This is a genomic window from Labrys sp. E2SS-1L (assembly GCF_057073705.1).
The window spans coordinates 307,323-324,907 of the sequence record NZ_CP172714.1; the positions used below are offsets into that span (position 1 = coordinate 307,323).

Genomic DNA, 17,585 nt, shown 5'->3' on the forward strand with positions numbered 1-17,585 from the left:
GCATGTACTTGCTTTATACGGTTGCGGACGGCGGGATGCAATCGCGCGATGGCCCCGTCGCCGCCCTCTTGAATTCCAGCAACCCGGCCGCCACTCTCGCAGCATGGCTCAGCATGATGAAGAGGGAGCGAAGACCGCTCCGCCCCCCGCAGATCCGGCAACCGCGCGGGACCTCCACCTCGCCTACAAGGTGGACATCGTCGTGATCGGCGCCGGCCAGGCCGGGCTGTCGAGCGCCTATCATTTGCACGAGCTCGGCCTGCCGGCGGGGCGCGGTTTCCTGGTGCTCGACAAGGCGCCCGCGCCCGGCGGTGCCTGGCAATATCGCTGGCCGTCCTTGACGCTGAGCACCGTCAACCGCGTGCACGATTTGCCCGGCATGGCCTTTGCCGACGTCATCGATCCCGGCCTCACCGAGGTGCCGGCGGCGGAGGCGGTGCCGCGCTATTACCAGGCCTATGAGCGCAAATTCGAGCTGCCGATCTATCGGCCGGTGACGGTCAAGGTGGTGTGCGCGCGCGCCGGCCGCTTCCGGGTTGAGACTGATAGGGAGACCTTTTCGGCCCGCGGCCTGATCAACGCGACCGGCACCTGGGAGACGCCCTATATTCCCGACTATCCCGGCCGGGAGAGTTTCGGGGGGCGGCAACTCCACACCCGCGACTACCGGACCGCCGAGGCGTTCGCCGGCCAGCGCGTCCTCGTGGTCGGCGGCGGCATCTCGGCCGTGCAGATCCTCGACGAGATCTCGCGCGTGACGCAGACGATCTGGGTGACCCGCCGCGAGCCTGAGTTCCGCGACAGGCCGTTCACGCCCGAGGACGGGCGGGCTGCCGTCGCCCTCGTCGAGGACCGAGTGCGGCGCGGCCTCGTGCCCGGCTCGATCGTCTCGGTCACCGGCCTGCCCCTCACCCCGGCCCTGCGGGCCGCGCGCGAGCGGGGCGTGCTGGCGCGCCGGCCGATGTTCAGCACGATCACGCCCGAGGGCGTGCGCTGGGCCGACGGCAGCGAAGAAAAGGTCGACGTCATCCTGTGGTGCACCGGCTTTCGCTCCTCGCTCGACCACCTGGCGCCGCTGCAGATCCGCGAGGACGATGGCGGCATCGTGATGGCCGGCCGCCTGGCGACGCAGGTCGCCCGCGATCCGCGCATCCATCTCGTCGGCTACGGCCCCTCGGCCTCGACCATCGGCGCCAACCGCGCCGGCGCCGCGGCCGCCCGTGAGCTGACGGCGACGCTGGGGATCGGCGGTGGGGTAACCCTGTAGGTATCGACTCAAGGGCCGGGCGAGATGACGGACCTGCCGAACTAACGCCACGTACGCGCCCCCTCGCCCCGTTTACGGGGAGAGGGTAGGGGTGAGGGGCTACGCAAAGTGTTCAATATAAGAGGTCGCGCTGCCCCTCATCCTTACCTTCTCCCCGTGAGGACGGGGAGAAGGGGCGGCCAGCGTCGCGCCCTTCCCCTGGCGCGAACGCCTGTGGGTCCTCACCCGGTCTTCAGCGCATCCGTGTCGATCGGCAAAGTGCGCACGCGCTTGCCGGTGGCGGCGAAGACGGCGTTGGCGACGGCCGGGCCGACCGCGACCGTCGCCGTCTCCCCGATGCCGCCGGGGGCCTCGGCGCTCTTGACCAGGTGCGTTTCCACCACCGGCACCTCGTCGATGCGCATGGGCAGATAGGTGTCGAAATTGCCCTGCTCCACCCGGCCGTCCTTCAGGGTGATGGCCCCGTGCAGCGCCGCCGTGAGGCCGAAGATTGCGCCGCCCTCGACCTGCGCGGCGATGGTGTCCGGATTGACCTGCAGGCCGCAATCGACGGCGCAGACGAGGCGATGCACCTTGAGCGTGCCGTCGGCCGCCGTCTCCACCTCGGCCACCATCGACATGAAGCTGCCGAAGGCGAACTGCACGCTGATGCCGCGCCCGCGCCCCTTGGGCAGAGGCTGGCCCCAGCCCGCCTTCTCCGCCGCCAGCGTCAGCACGCCGAGCGCCCGCGGATTATGGGCGAGCAGGTCCTTGCGATAGGCGACCGGGTCCGCCTTGGCGGCGGCGGCCAGCTCGTCCATGAAGCTCTCGACCACGAAGACATTGTGCGTCGGCCCGACGCCGCGCCACCAGGAGGTCGGGATGCCCGGCGGCTCGACCCGGACATAGTCGACATGGATGTTGGGCAGGGCATAGGGCGGCTCGGCCGCCGCTTCCACCGCATCGGAATCGATGCCGTCCTTGAAGGCCGGCGGGAAATAGCGGGCCAGGATGGAGGAGCCGGAAATGCGATGGGTCCAGGCCACCGGCTTGCCCGCGGCGTCGAGCCCGGCCGACATCCGGTCGAAATAATAGGGCCGGTACATGTCGTGCTGGATGTCCTCCTCGCGGCTCCAGATGACCTTCACCGGCCCGTCCACCTGCTGGGCCACCTTGACGGCGCGCGCCACGCCGTCCGCCTCCAGCCGGCGCCCGAAGCCGCCGCCGATCAGGTGGTTGTAGACCTTGACCTTGTCCTTGGGCAGGCCGGTGATCTCGGCGGCGATCGCCTGGGCCATGGTGGGCACCTGCGTGCCGACCCAGACCTCGCAGCCATCCTTGCGCACATGCACGGTGCAGTTCATCGGCTCCATGGCGGCATGGGCGAGGAAGGGCACCTGGTAGATGGCTTCGAGCTTCGTGGCCGCGCCGGCGAGCGCCTTGGCGGTGTCGCCCTCGTTGCGCGCCACCGCCCCCGGCTGCTTGGAGGCCTCGGTGAGCTGGCTGATGATCTCAGCGCTGTCGACCTTGGCGTTCGGCCCGTCGTCCCAGGTGATGTTGGCGGCGGCGAGGCCCTTCTTGGCCGCGCCCATATGGTCGGCGACCACGGCGACGGCATCGTCGGTCTTGACCACCTGCCTGACGCCCTTGACGGCCAGCACCGCCTTGTCGTCCACGGATTTGGGCTTGCCGCCGAACACCGGCGAGATGGCGATGGCGGCGACCTTCATGCCCGGCAGCTTGACGTCGATACCGAACTCGGCCTTGCCGACCACCTTGTCCGGCGTATCCAGCCGCTTGGCCGGGGTGCCCAGGAGCTTGAAGTCCTTGGGGTCCTTGAGCTTGAGGCTCTCGGGGGCGGGCACCGGCATGGTCGCGGCCTCGTCGGCCAGTTCGCCATAGCCGAGCGTGGCATTGCTGGCCGGATTGAGCACGGCGCCGTCGCGGGCCGTCAGCTTGGCGGCATCGACGTTCCAACGCTTGGCGGCGGCGGCGACCAGCATGGTGCGGGCGGCCGCGCCGGCCTGCCGCAGGGGCTGCCAGAAGGCGCGTATGGTGGTGGAGCCGCCGGTGGCCTGGCTGCCGAGCAGGGCATTGCCATAGAGCTTGTCGTCGGGCGGGGCATGTTCGAGCTTGACCTGGTGGAGGCCGACTTCCAGCTCCTCGGCCAGCAGCATGGCCTGGGCGGTGTAGACGCCCTGCCCCATCTCGACCATCGGCATCACCAGCGTCACCAGGCCCTGCCTGTCGATGCGGATGAAGGCGTTGGGCGCGAAATCCTTGGCCTCGGCCGCGGCGACCGGCGATCCGGCCAGCGGCGGCAGAGCGAGGGTGAGAACGAAGCCGCCGCCGATGGCGGCTCCCGCCTTCAGGAAGGCGCGGCGATCGAGGTGTGAACGTGTATCGGTACCGTCGGGCATGATCCCTTCCTCCCTCAAGCGGCAGCGTGATGGATGGCGGCGCGGATACGCTGATAGGTGCCGCAGCGGCAGACATTGCCGGACATGGCGGCATCGATGTCCTCGTCGCTGGGCTTGGGCGTAGCGGCGAGCAGGGCCGCGGCCGACATCAGCTGGCCGGACTGGCAATAGCCGCACTGCACCACTTCGAGATCGAGCCAGGCCTGCTGCAGGGCCTTGCCCTGCGCCGTCTCGCCGATCGCCTCGATGGTGGTGACGGCGCTCTCGCCGACGCTTTCCAGCGGCGTGATGCAGGAACGCGTCGCCGTGCCTTCGACATGCACGGTGCAAGCGCCGCAGAGGGCGGCGCCGCAGCCGAACTTGGTGCCGGTCATGCCTAGAATGTCACGCAGCACCCATAAAAGCGGCGTGTCGCCATCGGCATCGATGGTGTGGGCGGTCCCGTTGATCTTGATGGTATAGGCCATGGCAGTCTCCCGCGAGTCGGAAGGGCATATCCCCTCCTTGGAGTCGTTCCAGACAATCAGCCTAGGACGGCGGGAGCAAGAGCTCAATCAATCACAAGCCGGTGTGAACCTCGCGGCACCCGCATGGCGGGTGGATCGGCCCTGTCATCTCCCGCCGTCAGGGAGCGCAACCTCGCCGAGTATCATGCGACCTGCCTTCTCCACGAAGTGGGGAAGGCTGGGTGCGCCTTGTTCTGTCGGGGTACCGCGGCAACCACGACAGCCCGCAGCCATCCCTCACACACTGCTCAGCAGCAGACTCGTCTCGCTGTTCGACACCCCGTCGATCAGCCGGACCTCGCGCAGCACGCGGTCGAATTCGGCCAGACTCGCAGCGCGGATGTTGGCGACCAGGTCCCAATTGCCGTTGGTGGTGTGCAGCGTGTGCACCTCCGGCAGGCCGCGCAGCTTGCGGATGACCTGCGTGGTCGACTTGCCGACCACCTCGATCATCATCACCGCATGCACGGCGTTCATGTCGTAATCCTCGCGGACGCGGGCGGTGAAGCCGAGCAGCGTGCCCGTCTCGATCAGGCGGTCGAGCCGGTTCTGCACCGTGCCGCGCGCCACGCCCAGCGCATCGGCGAGCTTGGAGAGCGAGGCCCGGCCATCGCTGCGCAGATGCGCGATGATGCCGCGATCCAGCGCATCGGGAATATATTTGACCGTTTCGGCATCCCGCCCCGTCACTGACATTTTTTACAACCCGACCTGGCAATCTGTTCAATGAACTGACAATTCTAGCACAGGATTGCGATTTCGGTGAACATCCGGACGGCCTAGGCTAAGGCCAACAGTGACCGTTCAGGGATTTTTCGATGACCGCTCCCCTGCCCTCGCAGAAGGCGATGGTGCCTTTCGTCAGCGTCGAGAACATGATGCGCCTCGTCCACCATCTCGGCATCGAGCGGGTGCTGGCCGAACTCACCGACCTGATCGAGGAGGATTTCGGCCGCTGGGAGAGCTTCGACAAGACCCCCCGCGTCGCCAGCCATTCGCGCGACGGCGTGATCGAGCTGATGCCGACTTCGGACGGCACCATCTACGGCTTCAAATATGTCAACGGACACCCCAAGAACACCGCCGAGGGCCTGCAGACCGTCACCGCCTTCGGCCTGCTCGCCGATGTCGCCACCGGCTATCCGGTGCTCCTGACCGAGATGACGCTGCTGACGGCGCTGCGCACCGCGGCGACCTCGGCCATGGCCGCCCGTCACCTCGCGCCCAAGGGTGGGAAGGTGATGGCGATGATCGGCAATGGCGCCCAGGCCGAGTTCCAGGCCCTCGCCATGAAGGCGGTGTGCGGCATCGACACCGTCAGGCTCTATGACATCGATCCCCGGGCCACCGAGAAGACCGCCCGCAACCTTCAGGGCAGCGGCCTCACCGTCATCCCCTGCACCTCCTCGCAGCAGGCGATCGAGGGCGCCGCCATCGTCACCACCTGCACCGCCGACAAGCAGTTCGCCACCATCCTCACCGACAACATGGTCGGCCCCGGCATCCACATCAATGCCATCGGCGGCGACTGCCCCGGCAAGACCGAGCTGCACAAGGACATCCTCCTGCGCGCCGACTGCTTCGTGGAATATCCGCCGCAGACCTGGATCGAGGGCGAGATCCAGCAGATGGACCGCTCCTACCCGATCACCGAGCTCTGGCAGGTCGTCACCGGCCAGGTGCCGGGCCGGCGCGACGAGCGCCAGATCACCCTGTTCGACAGCGTCGGCTTCGCCATCGAGGACTTCTCGGCCCTGCGCTATCTGCGCGCCCAGATCGTCGGCACCGATTTCTACCAGGAACTCGACATGATCGCCGATCCCGACGATCCGCGCGACCTCTACGGCATGCTGCAGCGCGCCCGCTGAGGGGCCAGAGATAGACGGTCGGCTGCTTTGCTGCGGGCCGTCACGGCTTGGCGTTTGTCCAACGAAGGTCGCGCTGCCCCTCACCCTTACCCTCTCCCCGTGAGAACGGGGCGAGGAGGCGCAGGCGTCGCGACTTCATTCTCAGGCCTCCCATCTCGCCCGACGGTTGGGCGAGATGAGACCGTTCCTGATGAGCATGCCGTCGAAGTCCCCTCGCCCCGCCCTTGCGGGGAGAGGGTAAGGGTGAGGGGCAGCACAGCCCATGCGCAATCGCCCCAAAACCCAACCTGCCCCCCTATCCCACCGCACCACCCGAACCAACGCGATAGCCCCCGGAGCCCCCATGTCCAAGCGCCCCGCCTTCTCCGTCCAGGCCCCCTCCGCCGTGGTGATGGTTCGCCCGCACCACTTCACCGTCAACACCGAGACGGCCGCCGACAATCATTTCCAGGTCGCCGGCACAGGCGGCGAAGATCTCGCCCCGCTCGCCCATGCCGAGATCACCAGGGCGGCCGAGACCCTGGCGGCCCACGGCGTCACCGTGCACCTCTTCGAGGACGAAGGCCGGACAACCCCGGATTCGGTGTTTCCCAACAACTGGTTCTCCACCCATGCCGGCGGCCATGTCGCGCTCTATCCGATGAAGGCGCCGAGCCGGCGGCGCGAGCGCCGGGCCGACGTCATCGAGATGCTGAAGACCGATTACCGCGTGCAGGAGGTCATCGACTATTCGGGCCTGGAGCCCGACGGCCTGTTCCTGGAAGGCACCGGCGCCATGGTGCTCGACCATATCGACCGCGTCGCCTATGCCGTGCGCTCCGACCGCACCGACCCGATCGCCCTCGAGCGCTTCTGCACCCATTTCAACTTCGAGCCGATGGCCTTCGACGCCCGCGACGGCGGGGGCGCCGCCATCTACCACACCAATGTCCTGATGTGCATCGCCACCGATTTCGTGCTGATCGGCCTCGACATGATCGTCGACGCCGCCCGCAAGGCCGAGATCGTCGCCCGCCTCGAACGCTCCGGCCGCGACGTGCTGGCCCTGAGCAACCGCCAGATCGAGAACTTTGCCGGCAACGCAATCGAATTGCAGGGCAAGGACGACCGCCTCCTCGCCCTCTCGACCACGGCGCTGGCAGCCCTGACGCCCGAGCAGCGCGAGATCATCGAGCAAAGCGCCATTTGCGTCGCGCTCGACATCCCCACCATCGAACGCGCGGGGGGCTCGGTGCGGTGTACGCTGGCGGGGGTGCATCTGACGCCGAGGGGGTGAGAGGCTTTTCAGAGCTTCCGATGGCCTGTTGGCTCCAGGAGCTGTTACGGATACAGGGTTAAGCAAATATCCTAAATGGGGCGGGGAACGGACTGTCGGTTTCTGGCGCCCGCGAGAAGCTAGCAGACATTCATTACACAGGTAGCCATCTTGTTGTTCCCAGACGGGGCCCCTGACTTGATCGGGGTCTAATGCGGTGATAAGCGGAGCGTCTCATACTACTATTGATAACTTCCTCCAGAACTATGACCTAAGCTTTGTGGATCGATCTCAGTAGAAGATCATGTGATGGAAGCTCTCTTTAGCTTGCTATAGACCTTGACATAAGGCATCCATTCGCTGGCGTGGAGGATGGTCACATGATGTCAAAGACCAGAAAGCCTGTGTTTGTCGCGGTAACTGGCGCACAAGGGGTAGGCAAATCCACCTTTTGTCGTCAGTTGCTGGGTGAGCTTCGCGACAAGCACCTCATCAATTTGAGTTTGCAGTCGGGGCTTGGAGACGTTGTCCGTGCTAAAGGCGTGCCGGTGGGAGCAGCCTCAACATCGGAGACGATCTTCGCAATCTTTCATGAGCATCTGAGGAGAGAGCGTGTGGCCGATGCTCCGCTCGTTTTACTGGACCGTTGCATCGTTGATGCACTAGCGTACACCCGCGTGCTTAATACTACAACCGTTGAACAATTGCTCGCCCTGGAAGAGGTCGCGTTACTTGCTGCTACACGACTTGACTTTGTCATCGAGCTGCAGATTTCAGCTGCGTTTGCCAGAACCACTGCAAACCACGAAACGCCCGAGATGCGAGCTGAGGTAGCGCTGAAAATTCCAGCGATTATCACGGAACTCGGCTTGCAATCAATCGTATTGGACGCTTCACAACCTACCGCAATAGACGCTGCCGTCGTAGAGATTACGAAGAGGATTCTCTAAATTGATGTTTGGCAGGATAGTTGACGCGCTCGCTCCCGTAAAAGCCATTGCCCGAGGAACGGCCGACCGTGATGCTTTGGCTGGGCAGCTTCTGACGGAATTAAAAGCTGGATACGTGGACTGGCTTGAAGTGGGAGTTGGCGATGGTGCGAATGCATCCTTCCTTTTGCAGCACCTCACGAATGGTCGGAGATTTGGCGTGGACTTGATTGACCCCCAGACGACTGAATCAGACCTGCTATTGGATTACGATTATAGGTTCATTCCCATAGGGTTCGAGGACTTCAAGCCAGACCACAACTACGATCTGATAAATTGCAGACAGAGCGCTTACTATTTCTGGGACAGATATCGAAGCGCGCTCAAACTCGCTAGCATGCTGAAGCCCGGCGGAATAGCAGCGATGACCGTATGGACCGAGAACTGCGTGCTATTTCAACTACATAAACGCATCGCGCACTTGGTCGATGTTCCTCCCTCCGAAACTACCCATCAGCAGCTGTGCGAAAATCTGACAGAGTACGGTTTCGTTCAAATTGATAAAGCCATCACTTCCGGCGAACTTGACTTCAGCGAGCAATTTAGCACCTCCACGGCCGTTGGGCTGTTCGACCTGTGCGCACGTCATATCGACGTCACAAACATCGCGTCCGCCGACAAGGTCGAGACGGTTGGCAGCTTTTTTGCAGCCCAGCGCGTGAAAGGTAAGCGCGAGAACGGGGTCGCGCTTTATCGTCTCCTTTAACCGATCCAGGTTGATACGAGCTGGATTATCGATGCGATTCCGCCACCTGCTGATGCGGCGGTCGCTCCGCCAGTGGCCAAGGCTTTGATCGAGCTCAGAAGGCTTCTCTTGTTCTCCGGAGTGGGCTCTTTTGCAGCGGCCTCAACAGCAGCTAATACGGGCTTGGATGACTCCGAAGCCTTGAAGTTTGTCTGCAAAAATTCTACCACTTTAGACAGCACTTCCTTATCGGAATTCTGCTCGATGGACATACGTTGAACCGCATCGTTTGCGCTGTTCAGCATGTCGCCAACTGCCACGTTCTGGGCGTTTAAGTTTCCGCCTACGTTAAGATTGCTCATCTTCGCGTTATCTCCGATCATGAATTGCGGTTGCGAGCCAGGCCCGAAGTTGAATGTGCTTTGCGCCTCGTTTCCGGCTGCAATTTCTCGTCGCTTTATCTCCGCGTAAAGCCCTGTCCCCGCTGATGCGGCCAATATGCTGCTGCGAAGCTGCATCGAGGTTGAAGTATCATAAGCTTTGTTGGCTAGCTCGAACATAATTTCGTTGCTGTCGGATCGGCGAGCCATACCTTCAAGGAGGATTTGGCGAACGGTATGATCGTTCTCTATCCCTGACCACTCTACTATCACATCGTCGAATTTTTGATGGTTTGCATCAACTATGCCACGCGCAAGACCTTCTCTCGCAGGTGAACGGTCAGATCTCCACATTTGCTGGACAACATCGTAATCCAGACCATTAGACGTATGGGACTGCGCAAAGAGGCGATAAAGCCACTTGCGCACATTTTCAGGAGCTTTTTGCACCTCATCAAACTTAAGCGGCAGGTGGCGGTCTGTGAACTCCGGGCGTTCCCAGAGAGCCCAGACGGAATACTCCGAAATCTCGGGAACGTCGTGCTGGAAGAGTCGTCCCAGAAAGACATCATTCGAATACCTGGGATCGAAAAGGTCATCAGACGCAAGTCCATATCCCGCGAGGAAGATCGCCCATTTGAGCGTCAAGTGATCGTCATCGACAGAGACGGTCACTGGTCTTAAGTTGTCCCTGACCCATTGAGGGCGAGCATATAGCCGCGCTGCTAGAAGTAGTGGCTTATCATTATCCAGCCCCGTCCGCGTCTGGATGTCTTGCAACGTAAGGTCGCCCGCATTCTTGAAGAGTGCAGCAGTGGCCCAGGTAACAGCCTCATAGTCAGTCTCGATCTTAATCCTCTCGGCGATCCGGTAGAGATCGTCCGGATTACCAATTAGAGCGACAGCCTTGAGTGCCCAACGCCTAACGAGAACATCCTGTGCGTTCAGATGGCTGTGTATGAGTTGCCTAACGTTTGTTGCGTCTGTGAAAAAGCGTCGTTTCTCGTAGTGACTACAGACGTCTTGCAAGGCTCTTTTAACCCCTCGTGGGGTGTTGCTGATGCTTAGTTCGAGCGTGATGCGCTTTTCTTCGTCGCTATGGATCGGACGCAGGATATCTCGAGTCACGCAGGCCCCACCATCGACGAGAGGCCTACCAGCATCCTCTGCTCAATGAGCAAGCGTGACGTAGCATCAAAATCTCCTGCGTTGTTGGTCGGATTAAAGATTTTCAACCAACGCAAATCGTTTATCGACATTGCGGCCTTTGATGGAAAGAAATCTGGTGGGCAGCGATATGCCATTACGACGTGCAGAACGTTTGGGTGGCTGTCTGAGCCTGGAACTGCGACCGCGAGAACTGGGCGGACTTGGTTCTCGTATCTCGCAACCTCAGCCAGCCGCCGAGGTAGCCCGATTGCATACCCAAGTTCAGCGATCCCGTTCGCAACGATGCCATGCATGCTATCGTAGAGAAGATCCGCCTCACCATTCAACACAGCTCCCCCTAAGCCGACACTTCGTCTACCCCGCAGTGGATCCGTCGACGGATAAAACCTTCCCGTTCGATATGAGAGCACATCATCGCCGTTGAACACGACAACAAAGCTATGGACGACGGCTAGATTACCGTCTCGACGCACGACCGAATACGGAAAGTAGCCAAATCGCCCATCGTCAAGATCCTCCTTAATCGTCTTCAGTGAGATTGCCTTTGCATCGCCGACGTGTTCAAGTCTCATTCGTAGAGCCATTACCCGATCGCGTCTAAGTTCTTTCTTGCGGGGGGGGGCGAAGAACTCTTCGCTTCCGACAACTGGGATCGTATCATTCCTAAGTCGTCTGAGGAAGAACACGCCTGGTCTGGTCCGGTAAAAGCGACTGGCCTCACGATATGTCGAAACATCTTCACTCAGTCGCGCATGTAAGGTTTTGTGTTGTGTGGCACCATGCAGATGAGAAGGTACAAGGCGGTTCAAATAAGCGACCTGTAGAATGTCTCGCGGTCGCATCGGAGTACCCGATGCCGCCAAGACATCCTCGGCTAGATTGAGATAGGCGTCCGCCACAGTGCTCATCCGGGTTCGCAATTGCGTAGATTGGCATTATAGAGGCGTTTTTCCAGCTTGCTACCTGCAGAGCAGCTACCTGCTACGGAGGGCGTGTGCCGTCATGGACAAAATCATAGCAGCTCTCAGAGCGTTCCGAGACGATAGGGACTGGTCAAAGTTTCACACCGCCAGGAATTTGGCGACCTCGGTAAGTATCGAAGCTGCCGAATTGCTTGAGCATTTTCAATGGGATATCGGCGATGAGGATCTGTTAGATATCGAGCGGGAGGCAGTGGCTGGCGAGCTAGCTGACGTTTTAATCTATCTCTTGATGTTGTTCGACAAGCTGGGGCTAGATCCGGCCATGGAAGCGATGAGGAAGATCGAATCGAATACCCGCAGGTTTCCTGTAGGTTCCCAACCCGGAAAACGACGTCGCCAAGGTGCGTGATTCGGCAGAGGTCGCGGAAGTGTTTCCAAATGTACACGCGAGAACGAGCTACGTGTGTTGGCTAACAGGTCCGTGAAATGGCTTCAAAAATGTCGGGTTGTGGGCTCATAGTCTCCGCTCGCTCGTATCAGCCGAAACGTCCGCTTCTGGATGAGGGCAAAGTTTGCCTGAACGTCCGGCTTGGGGTGCTGAGCGGCCATTTTGATGCGAGGTGCCTGGAGCGCCGACAGCTTTCCAGCATCCATCCTATCTTCCTCAAACAACGTCGGGCCTTTGCTTGATCAACGCCGGCAACACCAGGCCGGCAACAATGAAGACCGCGCCCCAGATGTCATAGCCATGCAGGCTTTCCCCGAGCAGGAGATAGGCGAGCAGGGCCACGAAGACAGTCTGCAGGTAGAGCAGCATGCTGGCACGGCCGGCGCCGAGCGCCTCGACGCTGCGATTGTAGAGATAATACATCAGCGCGCCGCCCGGCCCTGCCAGATAGGCGAGCGCCAGCAGGCCGTTGGCGTTCAGGGCGGAGCCGCCGCCGGCGGTCAGCTCCCACAGATAGAAAGGCAAGGCGGCAAGGGCGCCGGCGCCGAGCAGGACGACCACAGTGGGCAGCAGGGGGATGCCGAATTTGGAGCGACGCAGGAGCACGGTGTAGAGGCCCCAGCAGAAGGCGCTGCCGACGATCCACAATTCGCCGGCGCTGAACTGCAGCCCCATCAGCGCGCCGAGATCGCCATGGGCCACGATGACCAGCATGCCGGCCAAAGCGAGCAGCGCGCCAATGGCCTTCCACAGGCCGAGCGGCTCGCCGAGCACGATGCGGGCAATCACCATGGTCATCACCGGTGACAGCGCCATGATGATGCCGGCGGTGGTCGCGTTGGTGAAATGGAGGCCGGTATAGATCATGCCCTGGCACAGGGTCAGGCCAACAGCGCCGACGATGAGGACCTCCAGCGGCCGCGAGCGGAGCAAGGCGATGATCGCGCCATAGTGGCGATGCACGATCGGCAGCAGGATGGCGCAAGCCAGCAACAGCCGCCAGAAGCAGAGCGCCCAGGGCCCCATTTCCGGCGCCGCCCATTTGGCCGCGATGTAGACGCCGGCCGAAAGCAGCCAGCCCAGGATCGCGGTCGCGTAGGCGATCGAAAGGGACTCGCCGGGGGCGGCCTTCACCTCGTCGGGATGTGCCATCGGCAGCATGTGGTTCCCAGCCTCCTCCCCTCGCCGATGGACCGGGAGCGATGGCAGCCCCGCCTCGCCGGGCACTACGCTCCGGCCCTGGAGCCCCATCGGCGCTCTTCGATCTGCCGGCCTGGCGACCAACCGCCCCTTTATTCGGAGGGGGACCGTTTCTTGTAAGATAACGAGGCTTTCGCCTTACCCGTTTCAGAAGATCGGCGTGTACGCTGCGAACAACAACCTCGCTTTTACCCCAGTTTTGTTTCCGTAACGGAAATTACGACTGATTGCGAACGCCGGTTGCCAAGCATAGTGTCACGATGCGCCAGTCTTTATCAAGGAGCATGCCGTGACCGAGCAAGAGCGCAGCCTGGAGGAAATCGCCGCCATCCGCGACCTGCTGGCCGCCAAGCCCCGGCCGGTCGGATGGGGCGAGCGGCGCGCACGGCTCGACGAGGTCGGCACCCACTGGCCTGTTGCCGACGACGTCGTCTGCACTGAAGTCGCGTGCGACGGCGTCCCCGGCGAATGGTCGATGGCGCCGGGCAGCGACGCCGGCAAGGTGCTGCTCTACTTCCACGGCGGCGGCTACTGCTCGGGCTCCGTCGAAAGCCATCGCCGGCTGGTGACGGAAGCCGGCCGCGCGGCGCGCATGCGGACCCTGGCGATCGACTATCGCCGCGCGCCCGAACAGCCTTTTCCGGCCCAGCACGAGGACGCCCTCGCGGCATGGCGCTTCCTGCGGCGGCAGGGCATCGCCGCCGAAGACATCGCGGTGGGTGGTGACAGTGCGGGCGGCAATCTCACTCTGGCCCTGATCGGCCGCCTGCGCGCCGCCGGCGAGCCCCTGCCCCGCTGTGCCTGGCTGATTTCGCCCTGGACCGATCTCACAATGTCGGGCGCGACGCTCGCCAGCAAGGACACGATCGATCCGATCATCCACAAGGCCTATCTGGAGGAGCTTGCCGGCGCCTATGTCCCGGCGGGGACGGACCGTGGCGACCCGCTCATCTCGCCTTTGTTCGCCGACCTGCGCGGCTTTCCGCCGCTGCTGATCCAGGTCGGCTCGGCCGAGACACTGCTGTCGGACGCCACGCGGCTGGCCGAGGCCGCCGGCAGCGCGGATGTGCCGGTGCGGCTCGAGATCTGGCCGCATATGATCCACGCCTGGCCGGTCTGGAACGCCGGCCTGGAAGACGGCCGGAGCGCGCTTGTCGCCGCGGGTGCGTTCATGCGCAACGCCGGGGGCTAGACGGTTGCCGCCGGCTCCCCGCCGGCGGCCGCCTTCTTCCCTTACGCCCGCTGCCGCGCGATCACGCCCAGCGCCGTGGTGATCGCCCGGGCGAAGGTCAGCGCGCCGATGCCGTCGACGTCGCGCTCGGGCATGAATTCCACGAAGTCCATCGCCTCGATGCGGCCGCGGCGGGCGGCGCCCTTGATGAGGTCGACGAGCTGATAATAGGTGAGGCCCCCCGGGGCGCGGCCGATGACGCCGGGCACCAAAGCCGGATCGAGGGCGTCGGCGTCGATGCAGATGACGATGCGGCTGCCTTCGGGGATGAGGTCGAGAGCGGCCTCGACGCCCTGGCGGTGCAGGTCATGGGCCGGCACGAATTTGACGCCCCAGGCCAGCGCATCCTCATAGTCGCCGGTGGCGGCCGAGCCGATGCCGCGGGCGCCGACCTGGATGATGCGCTCGATATGGGGCATTTCCGACGCCCGGCGCATGGTGGAGGAGAGGCCGAGGCGCTCGTCCATATGCACCTCGCGCCAGTCGATATGGGCATCGATCTGCAGGATGGTGTAGCGGGCGCCCGCCTCCGCCCCCAGGGCCTCGAGCATGGGGATAGGGATGGAATCATCCCCGCCCAGCACGATCGGCACCGCCCCGCGGGCGCGGATCGTCTTGACGGCGGCGGCGATGGCGGCGCGGTTGGCGGCGCCGTCATTCTCGTCATAGGGCAGGTTGCCGCAATCGACGGCGCGCAGGCGCGGCTCCGGGAAGACCTTGCCGCCATTGTCGAAATCGTGGCGGTCGACATTGGCGGTGAAGGCGGCGGTGGCGCGGCGCAGGGCGTCCGGCGCGTTGCGGCAATAGGCGCCGACGGAGCGGTAGGGCGTGGCGCAAGGCGCGCCGATCAGGGCGATCGGGGCGGCGAGCGTGGCAAGGTCGCGGCATTCCTCCAGGCCGAGGAAGGTGAGCGTATCGGCCGCCGCGCCGAACAGCGCGCCGAGATCGGCTTTCTGGTTCATGATGGAGATCCTCTATGCGGGCCGCCCGCGGGCGGCATCGGGTTGGAAAAGCGGGGATGGCAGGCGGCGAGCCTCAGGACGGGCGGACGTCGAGATAGCCGGCCCAGCGGCGCTCGACGAGGCGGAAAGCGCCGACCAGGACGAAGGTCAGGACGAGGTAGACGATCGCGGCCGCGACATAGGGCTCGAACTGGATGTAGTAGTTCAGCGTGATCATGCGGGCGACGCCGGTGGTCTCCAGCAGAGTGACGGTGCTGGCGAGCGAGGTGGCGTGCAGCATCATGATGGTCTCGTTGCCGTAGAGCGGCAGCGCCCTGGTCAGCATCGCCGGCACCAGGATGCGCCGCGCCCGCGTCCAGCCGGACATGCCGTAGGCGGTGGCGGCCTCCACCTCGCCGGGCGGGATGTGGCGCAGCGCGCCGGCGAAGATCTCGGTGGTGTAGGCGGTGGTGTTGAGCACGAAGGCGATCAGCACGCAGACGAGCGGGCTGGAGAGCCAGGGCCAGAGCAGGCTGGCGCGCACCAGCTCGAACTGGGCCAGGCCAAAATAGATCAGGAAGAGCTGCACCAAAAGCGGCGTGCCGCGGAACACCAGCGTATAGGCGAAGACCAGGCTGCGGATCAGCCGGTTGGCGCTGTTGCGCGCGAAGGAAAGCGGGATGGCGAGGCAGAAGGAGATCGCCAGGGAGGAGACGGTGAGGACCAGCGTCAGCTGCGCCCCCTCGGCATAGAGGCCGAGATTTTCGGCAATGACGTCCCAGTTCATGGCGCCAGCTTCCTTGTGCCGAGCTCGTAGCGCCGCGCCAGCCAGGCCAGCACCAGCATGGAGAGGATGGTGATGGCGAGATAGAAGCCGCCGGCGACCAGGTAGAAGGTGAAGGGCTTGCCGGTGGCCTCGGCGGCCCCCTTGGCGCGGAACATCACGTCCTGCAGGCCGATGAGGGAGACCAAAGCGGTCGCCTTGACCAGCACCAGCCAGTTGTTGGTGAAGCCGGGCAGCGCCAGGCGGATCATCTGCGGCAGCACGATGCGGGTGAAGATGCGGGTGCGCCCGAGCCCATAGGCCTCCGCCGCCTCGATCTGGCCGCGGGGGATGTTGAGGAGCGCGCTCTTGAAGGTCTCGGTCATGTAGGCGCCGAAGATCAGGCCGAGCGTGGCGATGCCGGCCCCGAGCGGGGAGAATTCGACCTGGATGTCGAAGCCGAGCCATTCGCCGACCTGGCCGATGAAGGAGGGCAGGCTGTAGAAGACCAGCAGCATCATCACGAGATCGGGGATGCCGCGCACCACGAAGGTGTAGATCCCCGCGAGCGCCGCCAGCGTCCTATGGCGCGAGACCTTGCACAGGGCCGCGCCGAGGCCGAGCAGGACGGCCACCACCAGCGAGGCGAAGGCCAGCAGCAGGGTGATCGCCCCTGCCGCCAGGATCGTGCGGACGAAATCGAGGATCATCTCCGGTCATTCGCCGAAATATTTGGCGTCCAGCGCCTTGAGCGTGCCGTTGTCCCTGAGGATGGCGAGGCCCTTGTTGATCTCGGCCACCAAAGCGGTGTTCTTCTTGCCGATGGCGATGGCGACGCCCTCGCCGAACTCCTTGGCGTCCTTGCCGGTGAGTTGCGGGCCGACCAGTTCGTAATCCTTGCCGGCATCCGACTTCAGGAAGCTGGCGGTGATCTGGGCCTGGTAGCTGATGTGGAGTTCGGCGCGGCCGGCGGTCAGCTCCAGATAGGGCGCGCTACCGGTGTCGTAGCGCTTGATGGTGGCCTTGGGGAAATGGCTGGTGACATAGGCATCCATCGGCGTGCCGGTCTGCACCGCGATGGTCTTGCCGGCCATGCCCTCGGGCGTGAACTCGTAGGAGGCGCCCTTCTTGGCCACGAAGCGGAAGATCGGGTGGTTGTAGATGTCGGAGAAGGCGATCACCTTGCGGCGCTTCTCGGTGACGGTGAGCTGGGAGATCAGCGCATCATATTTGCCGTCGATCAGGCCGGGGATCATGCCGTCCCAGGCGGCGTTGAAGATGTCGCAGTCGAGCTTGGCGGCCTCGCAGATCGCCTGCATCAGCTCGACGTCGTAGCCGACCAGCTTGCCGTTGGCGTCGATCGATTCGAAGGGCGGGAAGGTGGCGTCGGTGGCGATCTTGATCTTGTCGGCGGCCTGGGCCGTGAGGGCCTGGGCGCCGGAGGCGGCAAGGCCGAGCAGGAGGGCGGCGACGGCGTTTCTGAAGCGAATGCTCATGATGGGTCTCTCGGGATGGGGTTTGTGGTTATGGGAGCCGGTTTCCACCGGCCTTGGCCAGGCC

At 63.6% G+C, this 17,585-nt stretch carries 17 protein-coding genes; 7 read left to right on the plus strand and 10 right to left on the minus strand.

Translation table 11 applies throughout. The features are described from left to right. Positions 1–103: 103 nt before the first annotated feature. Positions 104–1,267: an NAD(P)-binding domain-containing protein gene (locus ACIGJE_RS34350; RefSeq protein ID WP_483681231.1), complete on the plus strand. Its 1,164-nt coding sequence runs from the start codon at positions 104–106 to the stop codon at positions 1,265–1,267. Between the two features lie 221 nt (positions 1,268–1,488). Here ACIGJE_RS34350 and ACIGJE_RS34355 read toward each other — a convergent pair whose 3' ends face one another. The 3 genes from ACIGJE_RS34355 to ACIGJE_RS34365 form a co-directional block, all read right to left on the minus strand. Then, positions 1,489–3,666: a xanthine dehydrogenase family protein molybdopterin-binding subunit gene (locus ACIGJE_RS34355; protein ID WP_483681233.1), complete on the minus strand. Its 2,178-nt coding sequence runs from the start codon at positions 3,664–3,666 to the stop codon at positions 1,489–1,491. 14 nt (positions 3,667–3,680) lie between these two features. Then, positions 3,681–4,133: a (2Fe-2S)-binding protein gene (locus tag ACIGJE_RS34360; protein ID WP_483681234.1), complete on the minus strand. Its 453-nt coding sequence runs from the start codon at positions 4,131–4,133 to the stop codon at positions 3,681–3,683. Positions 4,134–4,409: 276 nt separating this feature from the next. Beyond that, positions 4,410–4,868, minus strand: a complete 459-nt coding sequence (locus ACIGJE_RS34365) for an Lrp/AsnC family transcriptional regulator (RefSeq protein ID WP_311940477.1) — start codon at positions 4,866–4,868, stop codon at positions 4,410–4,412. 122 nt (positions 4,869–4,990) lie between these two features. Between ACIGJE_RS34365 and ACIGJE_RS34370 the strand changes: the two genes are divergently transcribed. From ACIGJE_RS34370 to ACIGJE_RS34385, 4 genes are all read left to right on the plus strand, one after another. After that, complete coding sequence (locus ACIGJE_RS34370) at positions 4,991–6,040, plus strand: ornithine cyclodeaminase (protein WP_483681237.1); 1,050 nt, start codon at positions 4,991–4,993, stop codon at positions 6,038–6,040. 343 nt (positions 6,041–6,383) lie between these two features. After that, entirely contained in the window at positions 6,384–7,316 is a 933-nt protein-coding gene (gene ctlX / locus ACIGJE_RS34375) for a citrulline utilization hydrolase CtlX (protein WP_483681239.1), read from the plus strand. 359 nt (positions 7,317–7,675) lie between these two features. Then, positions 7,676–8,245 carry an AAA family ATPase gene (locus ACIGJE_RS34380; protein ID WP_483681241.1) on the plus strand — a complete coding sequence of 190 codons (570 nt, stop codon included), beginning with the start codon at positions 7,676–7,678 and terminating at the stop codon, positions 8,243–8,245. 4 nt (positions 8,246–8,249) lie between these two features. Continuing rightward, entirely contained in the window at positions 8,250–8,990 is a 741-nt protein-coding gene (locus ACIGJE_RS34385) for a class I SAM-dependent methyltransferase (RefSeq protein WP_483681243.1), read from the plus strand. On the opposite strand, the gene ACIGJE_RS34390 is transcribed toward ACIGJE_RS34385, so the two are convergent. After that, positions 8,987–10,477: a hypothetical protein gene (locus ACIGJE_RS34390; RefSeq protein ID WP_483681245.1), complete on the minus strand. Its 1,491-nt coding sequence runs from the start codon at positions 10,475–10,477 to the stop codon at positions 8,987–8,989. The genes ACIGJE_RS34385 and ACIGJE_RS34390 overlap by 4 nt on opposite strands. Beyond that, the gene (locus ACIGJE_RS34395; RefSeq protein ID WP_483681248.1) at positions 10,474–11,427 is read right to left on the minus strand and encodes a hypothetical protein; all 954 of its coding nucleotides are present in this window, start codon (positions 11,425–11,427) and stop codon (positions 10,474–10,476) included. Before ACIGJE_RS34395 ends, ACIGJE_RS34390 begins: the two co-directional genes overlap by 4 nt. Positions 11,428–11,521: 94 nt before the next feature. Here ACIGJE_RS34395 and ACIGJE_RS34400 point away from each other — a divergent pair, with 94 nt between their 5' ends. Next, positions 11,522–11,851 carry a nucleotide pyrophosphohydrolase gene (locus ACIGJE_RS34400; RefSeq protein ID WP_483681250.1) on the plus strand — a complete coding sequence of 110 codons (330 nt, stop codon included), beginning with the start codon at positions 11,522–11,524 and terminating at the stop codon, positions 11,849–11,851. Between the two features lie 255 nt (positions 11,852–12,106). On the opposite strand, the gene ACIGJE_RS34405 is transcribed toward ACIGJE_RS34400, so the two are convergent. Further along, positions 12,107–13,042: a DMT family transporter gene (locus tag ACIGJE_RS34405; RefSeq protein WP_483681772.1), complete on the minus strand. Its 936-nt coding sequence runs from the start codon at positions 13,040–13,042 to the stop codon at positions 12,107–12,109. A 337-nt stretch (positions 13,043–13,379) separates the two neighbouring features. Here ACIGJE_RS34405 and ACIGJE_RS34410 point away from each other — a divergent pair, with 337 nt between their 5' ends. Beyond that, positions 13,380–14,282 carry an alpha/beta hydrolase gene (locus ACIGJE_RS34410; protein WP_483681252.1) on the plus strand — a complete coding sequence of 301 codons (903 nt, stop codon included), beginning with the start codon at positions 13,380–13,382 and terminating at the stop codon, positions 14,280–14,282. Between the two features lie 41 nt (positions 14,283–14,323). Here ACIGJE_RS34410 and ACIGJE_RS34415 read toward each other — a convergent pair whose 3' ends face one another. The 4 genes from ACIGJE_RS34415 to ACIGJE_RS34430 form a co-directional block, all read right to left on the minus strand. After that, positions 14,324–15,283, minus strand: coding sequence for an arginase family protein (locus ACIGJE_RS34415; protein WP_483681254.1), 960 nt, complete (start codon positions 15,281–15,283; stop codon positions 14,324–14,326). A 73-nt stretch (positions 15,284–15,356) separates the two neighbouring features. Further along, entirely contained in the window at positions 15,357–16,049 is a 693-nt protein-coding gene (locus ACIGJE_RS34420) for an ABC transporter permease (RefSeq protein WP_483681256.1), read from the minus strand. After that, complete coding sequence (locus ACIGJE_RS34425) at positions 16,046–16,735, minus strand: ABC transporter permease (RefSeq protein WP_311940458.1); 690 nt, start codon at positions 16,733–16,735, stop codon at positions 16,046–16,048. Before ACIGJE_RS34425 ends, ACIGJE_RS34420 begins: the two co-directional genes overlap by 4 nt. 6 nt (positions 16,736–16,741) lie before the next feature. Beyond that, complete coding sequence (locus ACIGJE_RS34430) at positions 16,742–17,521, minus strand: transporter substrate-binding domain-containing protein (protein WP_483681258.1); 780 nt, start codon at positions 17,519–17,521, stop codon at positions 16,742–16,744. Between the last annotated feature and the right edge of the window lie 64 nt (positions 17,522–17,585).